General features: G+C 70.2%; 17 protein-coding genes. 9 read left to right on the forward strand and 8 right to left on the reverse strand.

The window, feature by feature from the left end; genetic code table 11:
* Positions 1–9 precede the first annotated feature (9 nt).
* Positions 10–2,106: a transglycosylase domain-containing protein gene (locus HH310_RS10180; protein ID WP_169175207.1), complete on the reverse strand. Its 2,097-nt coding sequence runs from the start codon at positions 2,104–2,106 to the stop codon at positions 10–12.
* Positions 2,107–2,349: 243 nt separating this feature from the next.
* On the opposite strand from HH310_RS10180, the gene HH310_RS10185 reads away from it, so the two are divergent.
* Positions 2,350–3,150: a DUF6230 family protein gene (locus tag HH310_RS10185; RefSeq protein WP_312033944.1), complete on the forward strand. Its 801-nt coding sequence runs from the start codon at positions 2,350–2,352 to the stop codon at positions 3,148–3,150.
* A 67-nt stretch (positions 3,151–3,217) separates the two neighbouring features.
* Positions 3,218–4,885 (forward strand): DUF6114 domain-containing protein, encoded by a 1,668-nt coding sequence (locus HH310_RS10190; protein WP_169175208.1) that lies wholly within the window; start codon positions 3,218–3,220, stop codon positions 4,883–4,885.
* A 2-nt stretch (positions 4,886–4,887) separates the two neighbouring features.
* Here the strand turns inward: HH310_RS10190 and HH310_RS10195 are convergent, their stop codons facing one another.
* Entirely contained in the window at positions 4,888–6,312 is a 1,425-nt protein-coding gene (locus tag HH310_RS10195) for an FAD-binding oxidoreductase (protein WP_211191978.1), read from the reverse strand.
* A gap of 90 nt (positions 6,313–6,402) precedes the next feature.
* Between HH310_RS10195 and HH310_RS10200 the strand changes: the two genes are divergently transcribed.
* Positions 6,403–9,051, forward strand: coding sequence for an ATP-binding protein (locus tag HH310_RS10200; protein ID WP_396027503.1), 2,649 nt, complete (start codon positions 6,403–6,405; stop codon positions 9,049–9,051).
* A 117-nt stretch (positions 9,052–9,168) separates the two neighbouring features.
* On the opposite strand, the gene HH310_RS10205 is transcribed toward HH310_RS10200, so the two are convergent.
* On the reverse strand, positions 9,169–9,558 hold the full coding sequence (locus tag HH310_RS10205; RefSeq protein WP_169175210.1) for a DUF1992 domain-containing protein: 390 nt from the start codon (positions 9,556–9,558) through the stop codon (positions 9,169–9,171).
* Positions 9,559–9,671: 113 nt separating this feature from the next.
* The gene (locus HH310_RS10210) at positions 9,672–10,169 is read right to left on the reverse strand and encodes a VOC family protein (RefSeq protein WP_169175211.1); all 498 of its coding nucleotides are present in this window, start codon (positions 10,167–10,169) and stop codon (positions 9,672–9,674) included.
* 145 nt (positions 10,170–10,314) lie between these two features.
* Here HH310_RS10210 and HH310_RS10215 point away from each other — a divergent pair, with 145 nt between their 5' ends.
* Positions 10,315–10,587: a DUF2277 domain-containing protein gene (locus HH310_RS10215; RefSeq protein ID WP_169175212.1), complete on the forward strand. Its 273-nt coding sequence runs from the start codon at positions 10,315–10,317 to the stop codon at positions 10,585–10,587.
* A 16-nt stretch (positions 10,588–10,603) separates the two neighbouring features.
* Here the strand turns inward: HH310_RS10215 and HH310_RS10220 are convergent, their stop codons facing one another.
* The 4 genes from HH310_RS10220 to HH310_RS10235 all read right to left on the reverse strand — a co-directional run bounded on the left by HH310_RS10220 (position 10,604) and on the right by HH310_RS10235 (position 14,422).
* Positions 10,604–11,107: a hemerythrin domain-containing protein gene (locus HH310_RS10220; protein WP_169175213.1), complete on the reverse strand. Its 504-nt coding sequence runs from the start codon at positions 11,105–11,107 to the stop codon at positions 10,604–10,606.
* 346 nt (positions 11,108–11,453) lie between these two features.
* Positions 11,454–12,200, reverse strand: a complete 747-nt coding sequence (locus HH310_RS10225) for a YcnI family protein (protein WP_169175214.1) — start codon at positions 12,198–12,200, stop codon at positions 11,454–11,456.
* A gap of 147 nt (positions 12,201–12,347) precedes the next feature.
* Positions 12,348–13,748 carry a HAMP domain-containing sensor histidine kinase gene (locus HH310_RS10230; protein ID WP_248293865.1) on the reverse strand — a complete coding sequence of 467 codons (1,401 nt, stop codon included), beginning with the start codon at positions 13,746–13,748 and terminating at the stop codon, positions 12,348–12,350.
* On the reverse strand, positions 13,748–14,422 hold the full coding sequence (locus tag HH310_RS10235) for a response regulator transcription factor (RefSeq protein ID WP_169175215.1): 675 nt from the start codon (positions 14,420–14,422) through the stop codon (positions 13,748–13,750). Before HH310_RS10235 ends, HH310_RS10230 begins: the two co-directional genes overlap by 1 nt.
* Before the next feature lie 101 nt (positions 14,423–14,523).
* Here HH310_RS10235 and HH310_RS10240 point away from each other — a divergent pair, with 101 nt between their 5' ends.
* The 5 genes from HH310_RS10240 to HH310_RS10260 all read left to right on the forward strand — a co-directional run bounded on the left by HH310_RS10240 (position 14,524) and on the right by HH310_RS10260 (position 19,706).
* Positions 14,524–15,639, forward strand: a complete 1,116-nt coding sequence (locus tag HH310_RS10240; protein WP_169175216.1) for a sigma-E factor regulatory protein RseB domain-containing protein — start codon at positions 14,524–14,526, stop codon at positions 15,637–15,639.
* A gap of 82 nt (positions 15,640–15,721) precedes the next feature.
* A complete protein-coding gene (gene trpB / locus HH310_RS10245; RefSeq protein WP_169175217.1) occupies positions 15,722–16,885 on the forward strand; it encodes a tryptophan synthase subunit beta in 1,164 nt (387 codons plus the stop codon).
* Positions 16,882–17,676, forward strand: coding sequence for a tryptophan synthase subunit alpha (gene trpA, locus HH310_RS10250; RefSeq protein ID WP_169175218.1), 795 nt, complete (start codon positions 16,882–16,884; stop codon positions 17,674–17,676). Before trpB ends, trpA begins: the two co-directional genes overlap by 4 nt.
* Positions 17,612–18,364, forward strand: coding sequence for a GntR family transcriptional regulator (locus HH310_RS10255; protein ID WP_248293867.1), 753 nt, complete (start codon positions 17,612–17,614; stop codon positions 18,362–18,364). Before trpA ends, HH310_RS10255 begins: the two co-directional genes overlap by 65 nt.
* 250 nt (positions 18,365–18,614) lie before the next feature.
* Positions 18,615–19,706 carry a HoxN/HupN/NixA family nickel/cobalt transporter gene (locus tag HH310_RS10260; protein WP_169175219.1) on the forward strand — a complete coding sequence of 364 codons (1,092 nt, stop codon included), beginning with the start codon at positions 18,615–18,617 and terminating at the stop codon, positions 19,704–19,706.
* The last annotated feature ends 18 nt before the right edge of the window (positions 19,707–19,724 follow it).

A 19,724-nucleotide genomic window follows, 5' to 3' on the forward strand; every position in this document is an offset into this window, starting at 1 on the left:
ACTTGAGCTTTAGTTCCCAAACGCCAGGGCGGCGCTGGGCGGCTGGAAGTCCGGGTACGGGGTGTTGCCCACCGCCGTGCGCAACGTGTGGGCCACCGCGACCACCACCTTGCCCTCGACCGCGCTACCCACGTGGTCGGTGGGGTTGGCGGGGTCGACGGCGGTACCGGCCGCCGCCATGGTCGGGGTGAAGCCGACGAAGCTCTCGGTCGAGTTGTCCTCGCTGCTGCCGGTCTTGCCGGCCACCGGGTGACCGGCGAAGATCTGACCGGCCTGCTCCGCGGTGCCGCCGTCGCACGTGTTCTCGGCGCTCTGCTGACCCACCGGGCACCGGGCCGCGTCCGCCGCGGCGTGCGCGACGTCGGGCTGGAGCACCTGCTTGCACTGGGCCGGCACGGAGACCGGGTTCCCGTTCGCATCGGTGATCGACTGGATCGGCGTCGGAGCGCAGTACGTGCCGCCGGACGCCACCGTGGCGTACGCGGAAGCCAGCTCGAGCGGCGTGGTGTCGGTGACGCCGAGGGTGAAGGAGCCGAAGTTCTTGGCGTTGCTGGTGATCTGCTTGTGGTCGCTGGGGGCGGCGAAGCTCACGCCCAGCTTCTGCGCCACGGCGATGGCGGCCGGCACGCCGACCTGCTCCTCCAGGTGCACGAAGTACGTGTTCACGGACCGGCCGTACGCGTCCCACATGGTGCGTTCGCCGTCCATGAAGCTCGGCGTGGCGTTGCGCGGACAGTATTGGCCACCGCAGTTCTGCGGTCCGTTGTCCGGGAATCGGGTGACCAGTTGTGCGGGCGCGTCGAACGTCGAGTCCAGGGGCATGCCGTCCTGCAGTGCCGCGATCATCGTGAACAGCTTGTACGTCGAGCCCGTCGGATACCCGTACGCGCCCGGACCGCCGCTGACCAGAGGATTCTCGGTGTCCTCGATCGAGTTGCCGCCGGCGAAGTGCCGGTTGACGGCCAGGGCCAGCACCTTGCCGGTGCCGGGCTGGACCACCGCGATCGGCAGGGTCTTCTTGCTGGTCAGCGAGTAGACCGAGCGGGACTGCGCGGCGGCTTCCTTCTGCACGTCCGGGCTGAGCGAGGTGATCACGGTGTAGCCACCGGTGTCCAGTGCCTGCTGGCGGTCCTGCGCGGTGGCACCGAACTGCGGCTGCTGCATCCACCAGCGCTGCAGGTAGTCGCAGAAGAAGCCCCAGCCCGCCGACGGGTCGGCGGAGTCGACACAACCGTTGGGCTGGGTCTGACCGTCGAAGGTGAGCTTCTCGGCGGCCGCCTGGTCATGCTGCTGCTGGGTGATCATCTTGGCCTTGAGCATCGCGTCCAGCACGTAGATCTGGCGGACCCGGGCCTTCGCCTTGTCGCCGCTGATCGGATTGTCGCCGTCCGGGTTCTGGATGATGCCCGCGATCAGGGCGGCCTGAGCCAGATCGAGATTGGCCGGCGTGGTGCCGAAGATGCGCCTGGCGGCGGCCTCCACCCCGTACGCGCCGTCACCGAAGTACACGATGTTGGCGTAGTTCTGCAGGATCTGCTGCTTGCTGAGGCGCTGCTCGAGCTCGATCGCGTACTCCACCTCGTGCAGCTTGCGCGCCGCGGTGTCGGCGGTGGCGTCGGCGCGCTCGGCCGGCGTCAGGTTCGGGTCTTCCTTGAGGTCGTTGCGCACCAGCTGCATGGTCAGGGTCGAGGCGCCCTGCGCGGGGTCGCCCGACTTGGCGTCGGTGACCAGCGCCCGGGCCGCACCCTTGAGATCGACCCCGCCGTGCTGGTAGAACCGCACGTCCTCGGCCGCGACCAGCGCGTTCTGCATCGCCGGCGCGATGTCGGCCAGGGTGACGTCGTGCCGGTCCTCGTCGAAGAACGTGGTGATCAGCGTCTTGCCGTCGCTCGCGTAGATCCGGGTAACCTGCTGGGCCGGCTGGCTGAGCAGCTGGCCGGGCAGTTGCGCCTGCTGCTTGGTGGTCCAGTGGGCGCCGGAGGTGAGCACCGCGCCGACCGGGATGGCCGCGACTCCCACCAGGACACCGACCAGCACCAGCACCCCACTGAGCCGGCCGAGGGCGCCGCGCCGTCGTGGTTTCTCGGTCGGAGTCCCGTAGATCATCCGCGGTCCTTTCCTGTCGTTCGCTGACCGTCCTTCAGTCGTTAACACCGATTTCTGGGAGATTCCTGAGATCTGTTACCGATCCGTAACTTTGTTCGCGAGTTATACGTGTGGTCACCGCCACACCGAGTCTCGATAGTGAAGTGTCCTAATTCGCCCGTCGTCGATGCCCCGGTCGTCACGCGGCGTTATCTAGATCACGTGAGCTGGGTTACTGACTGGTAGCCAAGCCTCTTGTAACCGGTGATCGGCAGCGGCAACATTTCCCGCACATTAACGACGGCATCGACGGACCCCACTGCTGACTTCGCGTTCGACAGGGTCGCCCGTCGATGCAAGCCCGATGGCGGTGTGGCCTGCGAGCCGTCTTCCACCCCACAGTTCCACCACAGAGGAGGATCCGTGAAGGATGCGCAAGACGCTCCGGCGTACGGGCGCACCAATTGGCGCCGGTTCGCCATAGCGGCGGTCATTCCGACCGCCGCCGTCGTCGGTGTCATGGTCGGGGTCGCGCAGGGCGCCATTCCGACGAACATCGTCATCTCCGGCACCACGTTCAAGCTCAGCGCCGACAGGCTGGAGGGCAACGGCTTCACGCAATACAGCGGACAGGTGGCCACGGCGTCGAACGCTGACATCCCGGCCCACGGCGATGTCCCCGCTCAGAAGATTCTGGCCATCTCCGGAATCCACGACGCCAAGATCTACAACCTTTGCCAGACCGTCGCGGTCGGCCCCATCGTCCTGCGCATCGAGGCCGGCAAGGATCCGGACGACCCGGCAACCGCCGAAGACCTGCTCATCGGTATGCGGGACCTGGGCGGTGACGCGACATTCGATCACATCGACATCGGCAGCGACGCGGCGTCGCTCAAGAAGGACGGCGCCGGATCGCACGGGACTTCCGGCGGCTTCGGCCAGGAAGCCGATGGCGTGACTATCGACAATCTCCAGCAGGTCGCGTACTCGACGTCCGCGAGCAGTTTCCGGCTGCCCGGCATGAGCCTGAAGCTGCACATCGGCGACGGCGAAGAGTGTTTCTGACCTGATCGGCGAGGCTCGCGGGGAAAACTCTCGCGAGCCTCGTTCGTGCTTTCTTATTGGAGGGTTTGTGGCGACCGACAGCGATTTCTGGGACCGGTTCCGCCGTTGGCGGCGGACGCGCCCGTTCTGGGGCGGCCTGTTCCTGGTGCTGGCGTCGATCCTTTTCTTTCTGAGCGCCAATCTGCACCCGTTCGGCAACATCCAGATCAACCTGGGCCCGGCCGGATTCCTCTCGTACGTGATCCCCGTGGTGATTCTGATGTGCGGGCTGCTCGGCTGGTTCACCCCGGCACAGCGGATCTTCTACGGGGTCATCGCGCTGGTCACCTGCCTGTACTCGCTGGTCAGCCTGAACTTCGGCGGGTGGGGCCTGAGCATGTTCGTCGGCTTCGCCGGTGGGGCGTTGCTGATCGCGTGGGGTCCGCCACGGATCAAGCCGGGAGCGGCGACTCCCCCGCCGCCGACCGGGCATTCCGGAGACGACGCGGTGCCGGAGCCGTCGTCGCCGGAGGCGGTCACCGAGCGGATCGAGACAGCGGGCCATGACGACCGGCCGACCGAGGATGTCCGGCCGGCGTTCATTCCGGGGATGGAGCCGGAGGAACCGCCACGGGGTGTGTTCCGCGGCAAGGCGCTGGTGGTGGGACTGGCGGCAGCGGGCCTGGCGGCGAGTTTCCTGGTTGCGGGAGGCTCGCGCCCGGCCCGGGCCGAGGTCGAGTGTCCCGAGGGTTTGCCGTCCCGGTCCACGTCACCGTCGGCGCCGGCCTCGTCAGCGTCGGCCTCGTCGGCGTCCCCGTCAGCGCCGGCGCCCTCGGATTCGGCAACGCCGTCTGCCTCGCTGGTGTTGCCGGTGGCCGGGCGCTCGTCGGCGGCGGGCCCCGGGCCGTCGGGAGCTGCCCCGGAGTCGTCCGGGGCAGCCGCATCCCCCTCGCAGGCGCCCCCGGCCGCGGCTGACGAGGACGGTCACCCGGTCGTGGACGGGGTCAAGGGCGTCGCCGACGGCGTGGGCGATCTGCTCGGCATCAAGGGCGACGAATCCGCGTCACCCGAGCCGAGCGTGTCGCCGACGCCGCCGACGGAGCCCACCGCGTCACGCGACACGTCCGGGCCGGGCTCGACCGCGCCGGACCCCACCGGTTCGACCGCTCAGCCGACGAAAACGGCCGATCCGAGCGGCGAGCCGTCGAAAACCGCTGGCCCAGCCGCGTCAGCATCGACCCAGGTCACCGCTCCGAGTTCGGCGCCCGAGCCCGATCCGAGCGGTTCCGAGCTCCCCTGCCTGGGCCCACGCATCTTCGGCAAGGTGTCCGACGGCGGCGGAATCGGGCTCAACGCCATCAAGCCCGGCCTCATGCAGGACACCAAGCTGACCCTGATCGACGCGACCTACGAGGGCGTGGCCGACGTCCCGACCCGCGACGGCGGCACCATGAAGGCGCTGCAGTTCAACATGTCGAAGGCCATCAACGACAACTTCCGCCTGACGATCGACGAGGTGGGCGGCGGCCGGACCCTGTTCAAGGCCAACCAGCTGATCACCGACCAGAACGTGCGTTTCTACACCCCGAGGTTCGAGGGCAAGTTCGGCGGCCTGATCCCGATGACCTTCACGCCCGAACAACCACCACCGCTGATGCTGCCCAAGATGGTCTTCACCGACGTGTCCATCGACCTGGCCCACGTGTACTGCGACACCCTCACAAGCACCCCCCTGAGCATCACCGCGACCGGCTGACATCACGCGGCCCGGATGTTGTGATTGATCCGGAACATGTTCGACGGGTCGTAGGTTTTCTTGATTCCCACGAGCCTTTCGTACGCCACGGCGTCGTACGCCATCCGCACCGAGGCCGCCGACGTGTCCTCGGTGGACATGAAGTTCGCGTACATGCCACCGGTCCCCCACGGCGCCATCCGGTCCAGGAACCGTTCCTCGACCGCGCGGATACGCTCGATGTCGCCCTCGACCGGCGCCGGGATGCTGGCGATGAACAGGCAGAACTCGGCGTCGCCGCGGTTGCCGACCGCGTTCGGCAGGGCCGGCGGGCGGCTCAGCGCACCGCCCAGCAGGCGGACCTCGGTCATCATCAGATGGTTCTCGGGCGGCGTGTCCGGACCGGCCAGCGACAGCAGCGTGTCCAGCGCCTGCGGCGACAGCTCCCGCAGCAGCGCCGTCCGGTCCACCGCCACGCCCGGCTCGGTCGGGTCGTTGTGGATGGACGCGACGTTCGCGTAGGGCATCTCGGCCACCGTGTCCAGGAAGGCCGGCGCGGCGGCGCGCAACGGCTCGACCAGCGCGGCCCCCTCGTCCGCGCTGCCGAGGTAGGCGATCCGCAGGTGCAGGGTGAGCCGGCCCCGCATCGGCTCCGGGACGAACGGCAGGTCGGGCAGCCGCAGCAGGCAGAACGACGTGGAGAGCGACTCCGGCAGATGCTCCACCCACCCGCGCCAGGTCTCCAGCACGGCCGGCGCGTGCTCGCCGCCGAAGTAGAGCCCTCCCCCGTACAGGCGGGACGCCGGGAACAGGCCGGACTCCAGCTCGGTGACCACGCCGAAGTTGCCCTTGCCGCCGCGGACCGCCCAGAACAGCTCGGGCTCGCGGTCGGCGGTGACGTGGCGTAGCTGCCCGTCCGCGGTGACGATCTTGAAGGCGCGGACGTGATCGGCGGCGAAGCCCTTGCTGCGGCCGAAGACCGGGCTGAGTCCTCCGCCGAGCGTGAACCCGACCGACCCGACCAGCGGTGACGATCCCGAGATGGCGGCCAGCCCGTGCTCGCCGGCGGCCGGAATGAGCTGGTTCGCACGGACTCCCGCCTGGATACGGGCGTACGGGGCAACGGAGTTGATCTTGATGTCGGACATCCGACTCGTGTTGATCATCAGGCTGCCGGTGGCCGAGACGACCGCGCCGTGACCGGTCGCGTTGATCGACACCGGGAGCCCGCGACGGCCGGCGAACCGGACCGCGTTCTGGACGTCCGCGGTGCTCGTGGCCCCGACGACGACCAGCGGGCGGTGCGCGAGAGTGAGATTGAAGGTGGCGGTCTCCGAGGCGTAGTCATGGTCGACCGGGATCAGGACGGGCCCGTCGATGTGGGTGTCGAGCCAGGTACGGTCGGCTCGGTCCAGCGCCGGCGTCTGGTTGTGCGAAGTGCTTGTCACGGGAGCCAGCATTCGTTGCCCGCGCGGGTTCTCCATCGGTATCGCGACTGCATCGACGCGGAGCGAACGCGACATGTACGGAAGGTGACGATGGTTCCCGGAAGAACACCGGAGATGACGGCCCTCGCCGAGGCGAAGGTGCTGCTCCTGCGGGGTGAGCCCGGCATCGGCAAGTCTCATCTGCTGGCCGCGGCGGCCGACGACGCCCGCTCCCGCGGCGCCCAGGTGCTGTCGGCGACCGGCGTGCCCTCCGAGGCGCACCTGCCGTTCGCCGGTCTGCATCAGCTCCTGCGTCCACTGCTCCCGTGCGTACGGGATCTGCCCGAACCGCACCGCGCGGCGCTGCTAGCCGCGTTCGGGATGACGGCCGGCCCGCAGACGTTCTTCTTCGTCGCGCTGGCGACCCTCGAGCTGCTGGCCGACGCCGCCGCCCGCACCCCCGTCGTGGTGGTGGCCGACGACGTGCACTGGCTGGACCAGGCCACCGTCGAGGTGCTCGCGTTCGTCGCCCGCCGGATCGCCGCGGAACCGATCACCCTGTGGGCCGCCACCCGCACCGGCGACCCGGTCCCTTGGAAAGTCCCCGAGCTCACCGTGTCCGGACTGGACGACGACACCGCCCGGCGGCTGCTCGACCGGCACGCCGGCGGACTGACCGCGACCACCCGGGAACGGCTGCTGACCGAGGCGGCCGGCAACCCCCTGGCGCTGATCGAGCTGCCCGTGGCGGCCCGCGCCCGGCGGCTCGACGACGTCGCCGTCGCGCCCGCGATGCTGCCGCTGACCGACCGGCTGGAGGCCGCGTTCGCCGGCCGGCTGGCCGAGCTGCCCGACGCGACGAACGCGTTGCTGCTGGCGGTGGCCCTGGACGACGGCTGCGGCACGTCGTCCGAGATCCTGGCCGCGGCCCGGACCACCGAGGCGTCGTTCCAGCCTGCCGAGGCCGCCGGACTGATCAGCCTGACCGGCGGGCGGGTCCGGTTCCGGCACCCCCTCGTCCGGACCGCCGTCTATCACCGTGCGGGCGAGGCGGACCGTCGTGGCGCCCACGCGGCGTGGGCCGACGTGGTGACCGACCGGCCGGAGCGGCAGCTCTGGCACCGGGCCGCCGCCGCGACCGGCCCCGACGACGCGATCGCCGACGCGCTGGAACGGCGGGCCGAGCAGGAGCGCGGCCGGGGCGCCCTGGCCGGCGCGATCGAGATCATGGACCGCGCGGCCCGGCTCACGCCGCCGTCCGGACGCCGTGCCGGCCGCCTGCTGGACGCCGCCGATCTGGCCTTCGAGCTGGGCCGGCACCGCCTGGTCCGGGGCCTGGTCGAGGAGGCCGGCCCGCTGCTGGCCGAACCCCGGGAACGGGCCCGTCACCTGCAGTTGCGCGACATTCTGGACGACGGGCGGCCCGGCGACGTGGCCGGCATCCGGACGATGGTCGAGCAGGTGCGGCGCATGCGGGCGGACGGCGACCCCGGCCTGGCTCGCCGGCTGCTGATCGCCGCGGCACGGCGCTGCTGGTGGACCGATCCCGGCCCGGCCGACCGGCACCTGATCGCCGCGTGGGCCGACGACCTGCCGACCGACGAACGCCTCGTGGTCCTGGCCCTGACCGAACCGATCGAGCAGGGCAGCCGGATCATCGCCGCGCTCACCGATCATCGCGACCAAGCCGAACCGGCCCTGCGGGTGATCGCCGCGTACATCGTGGGCGACTTCGAGCGCTGCGTACGGCTGGCCGGGCCCGCCGCGGACGGCTTGCGTGCGCAGGCCCGGCTCGCGCTTCTGGTGCAGGTGCTGACGCTCGCGGCCAGCGCGGCCATGCACATGGGTGCCTGGTCACGCGCGGCGACGACGGCTGCCGAGGCGGTGCGGCTTGGCGTCGAGACGGGCCAGCCGGTCTGGACCGTGGCGGCCCGGCACGTCGATGCCGCGATGGCCGGGCTGCGGGGCGACGCGGTCCGGGCCGGTGAGCAGCTCGCGCTGATCGTCGGCGAGGACGAGATGTCGGGCGTGGTGCCGTCGGCCGCGCATCAGTCGCGCGGGCTGGCCGCCTTGGCTGCCGGTGACTACGCCGAGGCGTACCGGGAATTGCGGCCGATCTTCGACTCGTCGCATCCGGCCTATCACCGCGCGCTGCGCTGCTGGCTGGTCGGCTATCTGGCCGAGGCGGCGGTTCATTGCCGCCGCGCCGACGACGCCCGGCAGGTGGTGGCCGACCTGAGCACCCTGGCCGGCATCACCTCGTCGCCGGCCTTGCAGATCTCCCTCCGGTACGCCCGTGCGGTGCTCGCCGACGACGAGAAGCTCTACCGCGAGGCCCTTGACCAGCACCCGCCGCACTGGCCGTTCCAGCGCGCCCGGCTCGAGCTGGCCTTCGGCACGTGGCTGCGCCGCCAACGCCGGATCGCCGAGTCACGAGACCCCTTGCGTACGGCCCGCGACCTCTTCGACCGCATCGACGCCCCCGGCTGGAGCGAACGCGCCCGCCAGGAACTGCGCGCCACCGGCGAGAGCAGCCAGCAGCCCGAGCGTGGCGCGTGGCAGCGACTCTCACCGCAGGAGCTGCAGATCGCGACCATGGCGGCCGAGGGCCTGTCGAACCGCGAGATCGGCCAGCGCCTCTACGTGTCGCACCGGACGGTGGGCTCGCACCTGTACCGGCTGTTCCCGAAGCTCGGCATCACGTCGCGCGCCCAGCTCAGGGACGCGCTCGCCGCGTGGGTCGCGGACGGGCGCGAGTGATGTCGCGGCGGGGTGCCGGCCCGTCAGGCCGCGCGGCGCCCTCGCCACCCGCCACGACGATGCCCACCGGTCAGCTCGCGCGGCGCCCTCGCCACCCGCCACAACAATGCCCACCGGTCAGCTCGCGCGGCGCCCTCGCCATTCGGCCAGGACGGTGTCGGCGTCGATCGGCGGGAGCAGCACCGGCGGCCCGTCCATCAGGCCGACGCGCGCCTGGTGGATCCGGGCGTTCAGCTCGGCAACCCGATCACGGACCTCGCTCTCGCTGCGCAGCCGGTCGACGATCGCGTCGAGGTCCTCGACCTCGCGCCGCAACGCCAGGCTGGGCGGGATCACCCCGGACGTGGCCCCCTCACGCTGAAGCCAGTCCTTCACCCACCAGTCGTCCTCGTACTCCCTGCCCTGATCGGGAAGCGGTTTGCCGGTGCCGGCGAGGTTGTCGAACTCGCCACGCTCGGCCGCCTCACGAAGCTGCCGATCGATCGAGGACTCGTACCAATGCACCATGAGCCAATTCTAAGAGCGGCACCCCTCCTCTCCCACCTCGACGCCCATCGATCCGTGAGGCCCACGCGGGCCCGAACCGGACGCGTCCCACCCAGTGACTTTTGTGCTCCTGGTCAGCTCATCACCGGTGGGCTCGACCACTTGTGGCCGCCGTGACCCAGCTCGCTGTCCAATGTCTCCTGGGCCATCCGCATCATGTCCTCGTAGCGCGGCTCGCTCATCCGGGCGGCCATCACGTCGGGCTCGACGTCCTCCACGTGCTGGACCACCCACCAGATGTTGCCGAGCGGGTCGCGCACCCGGCCGCCGCGGTCGCCCCAGGCGCTGTCGCTCATCGGCGTCACGACCTTCGCGCCGGCCTCGACCGCGCGCACGAACGTCGCCTCGACGTCGTCGACGAAGACGCGCAGCATGCTGAACGTGTCGGGCCAGTCCGGCTGGGCGTCGAAGGCCAGCAGCGTGGACTCGCCGACCCGGATCTCGGCATGGCCCACGCCGCCGTCCTTGGTTTCGATGCAAGCCAGCCGCTCACCTCGGAACACGGTGCTGATGAAGTCGAGCAGGCGTCTCGTGTCGCGGGACACCAGCCACGTCTGAACGGTCTCGCTCATCGGGATCTCCTGACGGTCGAATGGGGTCTGACCGTCAGCATGCCATCGGGGTACGACACTTTTCGCGGCTCGGCGGCGGACCCGTATTTGTCGTACCCCAGGCGTACGTTGGGGAAAGCTTTTGATCGAGGAGAGGACGAGAAGGATGTGCCGCAACATTCATCAGCTGCACAATTTCGAACCGCCCGCGACTCATGACGAGATCCACGCGGCCGCTTTGCAGTATGTGCGGAAGGTGGCCGGGTCGACGCGGCCGTCGCAGGCGAATCAGGAGGTGTTCGACCGTGCCGTGGCGGCGGTCGCGGCGGCCACCGCCGACCTGCTGGGCGAGCTGGTGACGACGGCGGCGCCGCGAAATCGCGAGGTGGAGGCGGCCAAGGCGCGGGCCAGGGCGGAGAAACGATACGCGTCCAGCTGAGCCGGCCCGCGGCGCGTCAGCTGTTCTCGTCGATGTATTTCCGCGGGTCCTTGTCGGCGAACGACAATCCCTGGCCTTGCGGGTGCTCGCCGAAGAAGGTCAGCCAGCGCGTGCCGAGTTCGCGGCGCAATTCGAGGCTGGCGTGCTTGCGGAAATCCGGGAGGACCTCGTCTTCCTCCTCGCGCAGATGATCGCTGTTCTCGGTGCGCGCCGTCCACACGCCGCGCCACCATTCGTCGGATCCGACGGGGTGCCGGTTCGCCTCTTCGATGCCGTCCCGGATCTTGTTGTGGTCGCGAATGGCGTCGTCGGTCTCTTCCTCGGCTTCGCCGCCACCCGCGTCGGTCAGCAGGTGCGGATAGAGGATCTCTTCCTCGGCGTCCGCGTGAATGTCGAGGTGCAGCGCGAGGGGGCCCCAGATCGCCGCGAGCTCTTCCGGCGTGCGCGCGTCGTCCAGCCGCGCGAACCCGACCCGAAACCGATGGTGATCCTCGAGGATGAGGGCGGTGATGTCGTCCATGCCAGCACCGTACGCCGAAGCCCAGCCCCCGCCGGCGGACCGCCACCACCCGCGAAGCGACACGACCCCCGGAGCGCCACGACCGGCGCGCCACCACTATCCGCGGAGCGCCGCGACCGGCGCGCCGGGAACGAGGAACGCCGAGAGCGCGGAACGCCGGGAACGAGGAACGCCGGGAACGAGGAACGCCGGGAACGCGGAACGCCGGGAACGCGGAACGCCGGGAACGCGGAACGCCGGGAACGAGGAACGCCGGGAACGCGGAACGCCGGGAACGAGAGTCTGTCTGACGAAAACGCGGCCGGGAGCGGAAATCCCGCCGCCGGCCGCGCTGTGTGAACTCGTTTCAGGAGCGCGTGGCTGACTCCTTCTCGGCCTCCTCGGCTGCCGAAGCTCCGGTGACCGCTGCGGGACGACGGCCGGCGCGGGCGTACGCCGCGGCGGCGATCAACAGGGCGAGGATGCCGGCGGCCAGGCCGGCGATGCCCAGACCGTTCGAGCTGCTGCCGGAGTCGTCCGCGGCGGGGGCGGCGGCAGGTTGCACAGCGGCCGGCGCGTCCGCGGCAGGTGCCGCGGCGAGCTTCAGGACCGGCGCGGGGTGCTCCGGCTCGGTGCCGTCGGTGGTCGGCTCGTCGATCCAGCGGACGACGGCGCCGTCCGAGTAGGTCTGGAGAGCCTTGAAGACCAGCTGGCCGGATTCGGGCAGCGGGCCGAGCGACACGTCGAACTCCTGGAAGGTGCCCGGTTTGATCTCGGAGCCCGGCTGCGCGGTCCAGGTGATCTTCGTGATCGCCTCGGTGATCTGGGAGCCGTGCGCCTCGAGCGGCTTGTCCAGCTTGGTCTTCACCGGGGTCGCGGCCCAGCCGGCCACCGGCTTGAGCGACACGAAGGCGATCGGCGGGAGGTTGAGCTCGAGCTTGGTGGTGCTGGCCGTGTCCGACTCGTTCGGGACGCGGAAGGTTGCCTTCGTGAAACCGCCGGGGGCGGCGGTGCTCGGGTTGACGGTGACGTGGGCGGCGGCGGGTGCGGCGACGGCGAGGGTGAGGCCGGCGACGGTCGCGGCCACCAGGGCCGTGCGCTTGAGCTGGAGCATCCTTGTCGAACCTTCCGCGTGGGGATCGCCCGGTGCCGGGCACGCTCCTATGGTCGCGGGTTGTGGGCGGTTAGTTCCGCAGTCATCCAAATGACGGATAAGTCGGACGTATGAATTGCGGCGACGCGAGATGACCGGGCGGCCGCTTCAACCGACGGCGGACGGGGCGGCACCCGGCAGCAGCACTCCCCGCGAGGCGGGTGCCGGCAGGCGCACCTCGACCCGTAGACCCGGATCGGCATCGCCCAGCGTCACCGTGCCGCCGTGGCGCCGGACCAACTCGAGCACGATCGCCAGCCCCAGGCCCGAGCCGCCGGCATCACGCGCGCGGGCGTCGTCCAGGCGGGTGAAACGGTCGAAAACGCGATGTCGGTCCTTTTCCGGGATGCCGGGCCCGTCGTCGGTCACCGTGATCACGCGTTGGCCGGGCTCCACGCCGACCCGGGCGACGACCCGCGACCGGGCGTGCCGCACCGCGTTGTCCAGCAGGTTCGCGACCACGCGGCCCAGCGCGTCGGGTTCGCCGGCGACGAGGATCGGCTCGGACGGGCGTACGTAATCGATGTCCGGATAGCGCGAGACGACGTCGGCGACCATGGCACCGAGATCGAATTCCTGGAACGGGGCGCCCAGCGCGCGCGAGTGGGCGGCGTCGTCGGCGCGGGCCAGCAGCAACAGGTCGTCAACCAGACGGCTCAGGCGGTCGACGTCGGTCAGCAGGTCATGCGAAAGGGCCGGCCAGTCCGTGTCGGGGATGCGTTGGGCCACCTCGAGCTCGGTGCGCATGTTGGTCAGCGGGCTGCGCAGCTCATGAGCCGCGTCGGCCACGAACGCGCGTTGCCGCATCCGGGCGGACTCCAGCCGGTGCAGCATCCCGTTCAGCGTGACGGCGAGGCGGTGTATCTCGTCGCTGGACTCGGGCACCGGGAGGCGGCCCTCGCGGGTGCCCCCGGTGATCTCCTCGGCGCCCGCCCGCAGCGCCTCGACCGGTTGCATCGCGGCACCGAGCACGCGCCACAGCACCACCCCGAGCAACGCCACCAGCAGCGGGAACGCGGTCAGCAAGGTAAGCCGCAGAATGTGCACGCCTTGGTTGATGTCGCTGGTGGAGCGGGCGACCAGGACGCGTACGGGCTGGGTGGGGGGTCCGGCCGTCACCATCGCCACCCGGGCCGGGCCGTCCATGCCGATCCGGCTGCCGGGGATCTCGCGGAAGCTGCCGCTGGTCATGCCGCGCAGTTCGTCGGCGTAGAGCATCGGAACGAGCCGGTCGGCGCCGGAGGAGATCGCCGTGACCCGGTTCTGCCCGTCGATGACCTGCGCCTGCATGGACGCGGCGACCGGGATCGGAGTGCTCAGCGAACGCTGGTCGATCAGGTTGGCGATGCTGCGCGCGGTGTTCAAGGCCTCCGCGTTGACCGCTCTCAGCAGCGCGTAGTTCAGCGTGGCGACCAGCAGTACGCCGCCGGCGGCGAGCCCGAGGGTCAGGGCCAGCACGGAGACGAGCAGCAGCCGTGCGCGCAGACCGAGACGGCTCCGGCGGGGCATTACGGCGCTGCCGGGGTCACCGCGGCCAGGCGGTAACCCGCGCCGCGTACGGTTTCGAGCCGGTCCCGCCCGATCTTGCGGCGGAGGTACCCGACGTAGACCTCGACCGCGTTGGGCGCCGTCTCGACCGCGGCATCCCAGACATGGTCGAGTAACTCGATCTTGCTGACCACCTCGCCGGGACGACGCATCAGGTATTCGAGCAGGGCGAACTCGCGGGCCGTCAACACCACCTCCTCGCGGCTGACCGTGACGCGCCGCTCGGCCGGGTCGAGCTCGAGGTCGCCGAACGCGAGCACGGTGGGACGCTCGTGGGCGCCGCGGCGGAGCAGAGCACGCAGGCGAGCCAGCAGTACGACGTACGAGAAAGGCTTGGTCAGATAGTCGTCGGCACCGCAGTCGAGGCCGTCGGCCTGGTCGTACTCGCCGTCCTTGGCGGACAGCATGAGCACCGGGACCCAGTTGCGCTCGGCTCGCAGCTGCCGCACCACGCGATAGCCGCTGAGCCGGGGCAGCATCACATCGAGGATCATCGCGTCGTAGCCACCGTGGCGCGCCATCTCGAGCCCGTCCTGGCCGTCGCCGGCCACGTCCACGGCGAACCCCTCGGCCTGCAGCCCACGCTGAAGCGCCGCCGACAGGCGTGCCTCGTCTTCCACCACCAGCAACCGCACCTCATTACCTTGTCACGGAAGGGGCCTCCCCTAGGGGACCCTCTCAGCCCGGTCACAGCGCCCGTGCCGCAAGCTGGGGACCAGAAACGGAGGTGGACATCGTGTCCGTGTTCAGGTCCAGGCCGGCTCTTCGCTGGCTCGTCCCGTCCGCCGCGGCGGTCGTCATCATCGGGGGTGGCGCCGCGGCCGGCACGATCGTCGCGAGCGCGGACCCGTCGCTGCCCGACCGCAGCGCCGCTCAGCTGCTGGTCGACATTCAGAACGCGAAGGTCGACGGGTTGTCCGGAACCGTGGTGCAGACCGCGGATCTTGGTTTGCCGGCGATCGCGGGGGTCACCGGTGGTCAGGGCGACGCCGATCTGACCCGCCTCGTCGCGGGCAGCAACACGGCCCGCGTCTGGTACGCGGGTGAGGACAAGGTGCGGCTCGCGCTGGTGGGCACGCTCGGCGAGACCGACGTGATCCGCAACGGCCAGGACGTCTGGCTGTGGAGCAGCAAGGAGAAAGAGGCGACGCATCTGACCCTCCCGGCCGGCAGCGGTAAGCAGCCGGAAGCGCTGCCCAGCGGCGTGCCGCAGACCCCGCAGGAAGCGGCCGACAAGGCGCTGGCCGCGATCGACCCGACGACCGTGGTCAGCACGACCGGCGCGGCGAAGGTGGCCGGTCGTGACGCCTACGAGCTGGTGCTGAGCCCGCGGGACACGGCGTCGAAGATCGGGCAGGTGCGCGTGGCGATCGACGCCAAGGAGCACATCCCGCTGCGGGTCGACGTCTATGCCAAGGACGCCAACAGCCCGGCCGTGCGGGTCGCGTTCCAGCAGATCAGCTTCACCACGCCGGACGCGCAGCAGTTCGTCTTCAACCCCCCGCCGGGCACGAAGGTGAACGAGCCCTCGGCGGCGGACGTCGAGAAGAAGCACGACGAGATCGAGAAGAACGCGGACGAGCGCAAGACGGCGATGGCCGGCGAGCCGAAGGTGACCGGCAAGGGCTGGACGTCGGTGATCGAGGCGCAGCTGCCGAAGCAGACCGGTGCCGGCAAGGACGCCGCGCAGCTCCAGGGCATCATCGACAGCTTGCCGAAGGTCAGCGGGAGCTGGGGCAGCGGGCATCTGCTCTCCGGTTCGCTCTTCAGCGTGCTGGTGACCGACGACGGGCGCGTCTTCGCCGGCGCGGTGACGCCGGAGACGCTCTACCAGGCGGCGGGAAACAAGTAAGTTCGTCACCCCAATAGTTCTAGAACTCTTCGCCGCGATATGCAACACTGTGGCGAAGAGTTCTAGAGCTTTGGAGGGCGTGATGAGCCTAAGCGTCACGACGATGACCGAGCCCGTCCGGGGTCGCTTCGGCGAGTTCGGCGGGCGGTTCGTTCCCGAGTCGCTGGTCCCGGCTTGCGCCGAGGTCGAGGAGGGCTTTCGGGACGCCTGGTCCGATCCCCTCTTCCGCAGCGAGCTGGACGAGCTTTTGACCGTGTACGCCGGCCGGCCCACCCCGCTCACGCCGGCTCGCAACCTGTCGGTCCAACTGGGGATCACGCTGCTGCTCAAGCGCGAGGATCTGGCCCACACCGGCTCGCACAAGATAAACAACGTGCTGGGGCAGGCGCTGCTCGCCCGCCGCATGGGCCGCACGCGACTGATCGCCGAGACCGGCGCCGGCCAGCACGGCGTCGCGACGGCAACGGCGGCCGCACTGCTCGGGCTTCGCGCGACGATCTACATGGGCGAGCGGGACATCGAGCGGCAACGCCTCAACGTCTTCCGGATGACCACGCTGGGCGCCGAGGTCGTCCCGGTCACCAGCGGCAGCCGGACGCTCAAGGACGCCACCAACGAGGCGATGCGCGCCTGGGTCGCCGACGTCGAGGGCTCGCACTTCCTGCTCGGTTCGGTCGGTGGCCCGCATCCCTATCCGTGGATGGTCCGGGAGTTCCAGCGGGTGATCGGCGACGAGGCTCGACGGCAGAGCCCCGCGGTCCCCGACGTCGTGGTGGCCTGTGTGGGCGGCGGGTCGAACGCGGCCGGCACGTTCGCCGGATTCGCCGATACGGGTGCGCGGCTGGTGGGCGTGGAGGCGTACGGGGGCGCGGCGATCAACCGCGGTTCACCCGGCGTCGTGCACGGGACCCGCTCGCTGGTGCTGCAGGATGACGACGGCCAGATCGCCGAGGCCGAGTCGATAGCGGCCGGTCTCGACTATCCCGGCGTCGGCCCGGAGCACGCGCATCTCGCCTCGATCGGCCGCGCGGACTACCGCACGGTCACCGACGACGAGGTGGTCGCGGCCGTCGGCCGGCTCGCCCGCTCCGAGGGGATCATCTGCGCGCTGGAGTCCGCGCACGCGGTGGCCTGGGTGCTCCGCGCGGCCGGCACCCCGGATCTTCCGAGCGGATCAACAGTGGTGCTCACACTGTCCGGGCGCGGCGACAAAGACATGGCGACGCTGGCCGGAGGTGCGGCATGAGGAAAATGCTTATCCCGTACGTGACGGGCGGCGTCACCGACAACTGGACCGATCATCTGCTCGCGCTGCAGGAGGGCGGAGCCGACGCGATCGAGGTCGGGCTGCCGTTCTCCGATCCGATGCTCGACGGGGTCACGATTCAGCGGGCGTCCGACCAGGCACTCGCGCGCGGTGTCACGGTCGCGTCGATTATGGACGACCTTGCTCGGGTGCGGGAGCAGGTGCGCGTTCCGCTGATCGCGTTCACCTACGCCAACCTGGTCTTCCGGCGCGGGCCGGCGGCGTTCTGCCGGTTGCTCGCCGACGCCGGGATCAGCGGTCTCATCGTGCCGGACCTTCCGATCGACGAGGCGGCCGCGGTCCGGGCCGCGGCCGCCGACGCCGGGGTCGACCTCATCCTGCTGGTCGCTCCGGCCACGCCGGACGACCGGCTCCGCGAGATCGCCGCACACAGCAGCCGGTTCATCTACGCGATCAGCCGGATGGACACGACCGGCGAGCGGGCGACCTTGGCCGAGGCCGCCGCGCCCCTCGTGGCACGGGTCCGGGCGTTCACCTCGCTGCCGGTAACGCTCGGCTTCGGAATCTCCGGGCCCGCGCAGGCGGCCGAAGCGGGACGCGCCGGTGACGGCGTGGTGGTCGCCTCCGCGCTTATGCGTAGGGTGCTGGACTGGGGAGCCACGCCGGAGGACCTGCGGCACGAGGTCGCGGCGTTGCGAGCCGCCCTTGACGCCCTGGAGGTTTCCGCTGACCGCACCGCGTACGCCGAAGTATCGGGTCATCGCACGTGACCTGAGTACGAAGATTCGGGACGGCGAGCTGCCACCCGGTTCGGCGCTGCCGCCGCAGAAGGAGCTCAGTGCCTCGTACGGGGTGACGCTGGCGACCTTGCGCCAGGCGTTGCGCCAGTTGGAGGAGGACGGGCTGTTGTCGCAGCAGCCCGGTCGGGGCACGTTCGTGGCCGAGCCGCGGGCGGCGTACCGGCTGGACTCGCTGCGCGGCTTCGCCGAGGATCTGCGCGCTCAAGGCCAGACGGTGAGCACGCAGATCCTGGACCAGCAGGCCGCGTGGCCGCCGTCCGAGGTGGCCGCGGTGTTCGGCGGGCCGGTGCACGCCGTGCGGCTGGAGAGGCTGCGGTTCGTCGCAGGCCGGCCCGCCGTGCATCAGCTGTCCTGGATTCGCGAGTCGGCGGTGGCCGCGGCCGACCTGAGCGGCAACTCGCTCTACGCGACGCTGGCCGACCTCGGCGTCGTGGTGCACCGGGCAGCGGAGGTGATCCGCCCCGGGGCGCTCGACGCCACGCTCGCCGACCTGCTGCGCCAGCCGGAGGGGACACCCGCGTTCATCTCCGACCGCATCACCTTCGGCCTGGACGACACACCCCTGGTGGTCGACCGGGCCACGATCCTCGGGAGCGCGATGGAGATCCGCACAGAACGCACGGTCGGCGGCCTGTCAATGCAGTGGAGCCGCCTGTAGCCAAGACTCGACCGGCCAACCCCCGACCGGCCCTCGGCCGCGCAGCCGAGCTGCCGACCCGGCGCGGCTGGCTGACCGCGCGACCCATCCGGGTGGGTGTGCTGCGCCGAATACGGGTCGACGGGGAGCGGGGCGGGGCGGGGCGGCACCAATATTTAACCCAAGATCGTGAGAGTGCTCACTTCTCTCGCATGCCTCGCTGTTGCAAACTCAGGGCAATAGCGTGAGACACGAGAGAAGGTGGCCTCCGATGACGCAACCGCTGGGGCGGCGGGAGTGGACATCCCTTGGTGGGATGACCGCGTTTGTGCTGTTGCTGCACGTTGTCGGGTGGGGACTGCTGTTGTTCGTCATCGTGCCGGCCCACTATCAGGTCGGCGCCACGGGGATTTACGGAGTGGGGCTCGGGGTCACGGCGTACACGCTGGGAATGCGCCATGCGTTCGACGCCGACCACATCGCCGCGATCGACAACACCACGCGGAAGCTGATGGGGTCGCAGCGGCGGCCGATGTCGGTGGGGTTCTGGTTCTCGCTCGGGCACTCCAGCATCGTGTTCGGGCTGTGTCTGCTGCTCGGGTTCGGGGTGCGGTCGCTCGCCGGGCAGGTCGAAAGCGAGTCCTCGACCCTGCAGAGCGTCACCGGGCTGATCGGCGTCAGCGTCTCCGGCGTCTTCCTCTACCTGATCGGCATCGTCAACCTGGTGCTGCTGTTCGGCATCGTGAAGGTGTTCCGGCGGATGCGGCAGGGCGCGTTCGACGAGGCCGAGCTGGAGCGCCACCTGGACAAACGCGGTCTGATTAATCGACTTCTGTCGCGCACCACGAAGGCGATCACGAAGCCGTGGCAGATGTATCCGATCGGGCTGCTGTTCGGACTCGGGTTCGACACCGCCACCGAGATCTCGCTGCTGGTGCTGGCAGGCGGTGCCGCCGCCTTCAGCCTTCCCTGGTACGCGATTTTGACGTTGCCGGTGCTGTTCGCCGCCGGGATGAGCCTGCTCGACACGATCGACGGGGCGTTCATGAATTACGCGTACGGGTGGGCGTTCGCGAAGCCGGTGCGCAAGGTCTACTACAACCTGACGATCACCGGGCTGTCCGTGGCGGTCGCGCTGATCATCGGGACCATCGAACTCGTCTCGATCCTCACCGACCAGCTCGGCATCACGCGTGGCCCGCTGGCCGCGATCGGTGGGCTCGACCTCAACTACGTGGGCTTCGTGATCGTCGGCCTCTTCATCGCGACGTGGGTGGTCGCGCTGCTGGTGTGGCGTTACGGGCGAATCGAAGAGAAGTGGAACGCGGGCCTTGCCCGGCCGGCCGAGGAGCTCGCCAAGTAGTCGTACGCGCCCTCTGAC

Origin of the sequence: Actinoplanes sp. TBRC 11911 (assembly GCF_012933445.1) — a bacterium.
Lineage (GTDB): Bacteria > Actinomycetota > Actinomycetes > Mycobacteriales > Micromonosporaceae > Actinoplanes.

What these genes read in the sequence shown, in the direction of transcription:
- HH310_RS10205 (WP_169175210.1), bottom strand. Translation starts at nt 9,558, where the DNA reads ATGGTGCATTGGTACGAGTCCTCGATCGATCGGCAGCTTCGTGAGGCG.
- HH310_RS10230 (WP_248293865.1), bottom strand. Translation starts at nt 13,748, where the DNA reads ATGCCCCGCCGGAGCCGTCTCGGTCTGCGCGCACGGCTGCTGCTCGTC.
- HH310_RS10180 (WP_169175207.1), bottom strand. Translation starts at nt 2,106, where the DNA reads ATGATCTACGGGACTCCGACCGAGAAACCACGACGGCGCGGCGCCCTC.
- HH310_RS10210 (WP_169175211.1), bottom strand. Translation starts at nt 10,169, where the DNA reads ATGAGCGAGACCGTTCAGACGTGGCTGGTGTCCCGCGACACGAGACGC.
- trpB (WP_169175217.1), top strand. Translation starts at nt 15,722, where the DNA reads ATGAGCCTAAGCGTCACGACGATGACCGAGCCCGTCCGGGGTCGCTTC.
- HH310_RS10220 (WP_169175213.1), bottom strand. Translation starts at nt 11,107, where the DNA reads ATGGACGACATCACCGCCCTCATCCTCGAGGATCACCATCGGTTTCGG.
- HH310_RS10215 (WP_169175212.1), top strand. Translation starts at nt 10,315, where the DNA reads ATGTGCCGCAACATTCATCAGCTGCACAATTTCGAACCGCCCGCGACT.
- HH310_RS10260 (WP_169175219.1), top strand. Translation starts at nt 18,615, where the DNA reads ATGACGCAACCGCTGGGGCGGCGGGAGTGGACATCCCTTGGTGGGATG.
- HH310_RS10200 (WP_396027503.1), top strand. Translation starts at nt 6,403, where the DNA reads ATGGTTCCCGGAAGAACACCGGAGATGACGGCCCTCGCCGAGGCGAAG.
- trpA (WP_169175218.1), top strand. Translation starts at nt 16,882, where the DNA reads ATGAGGAAAATGCTTATCCCGTACGTGACGGGCGGCGTCACCGACAAC.
- HH310_RS10225 (WP_169175214.1), bottom strand. Translation starts at nt 12,200, where the DNA reads ATGCTCCAGCTCAAGCGCACGGCCCTGGTGGCCGCGACCGTCGCCGGC.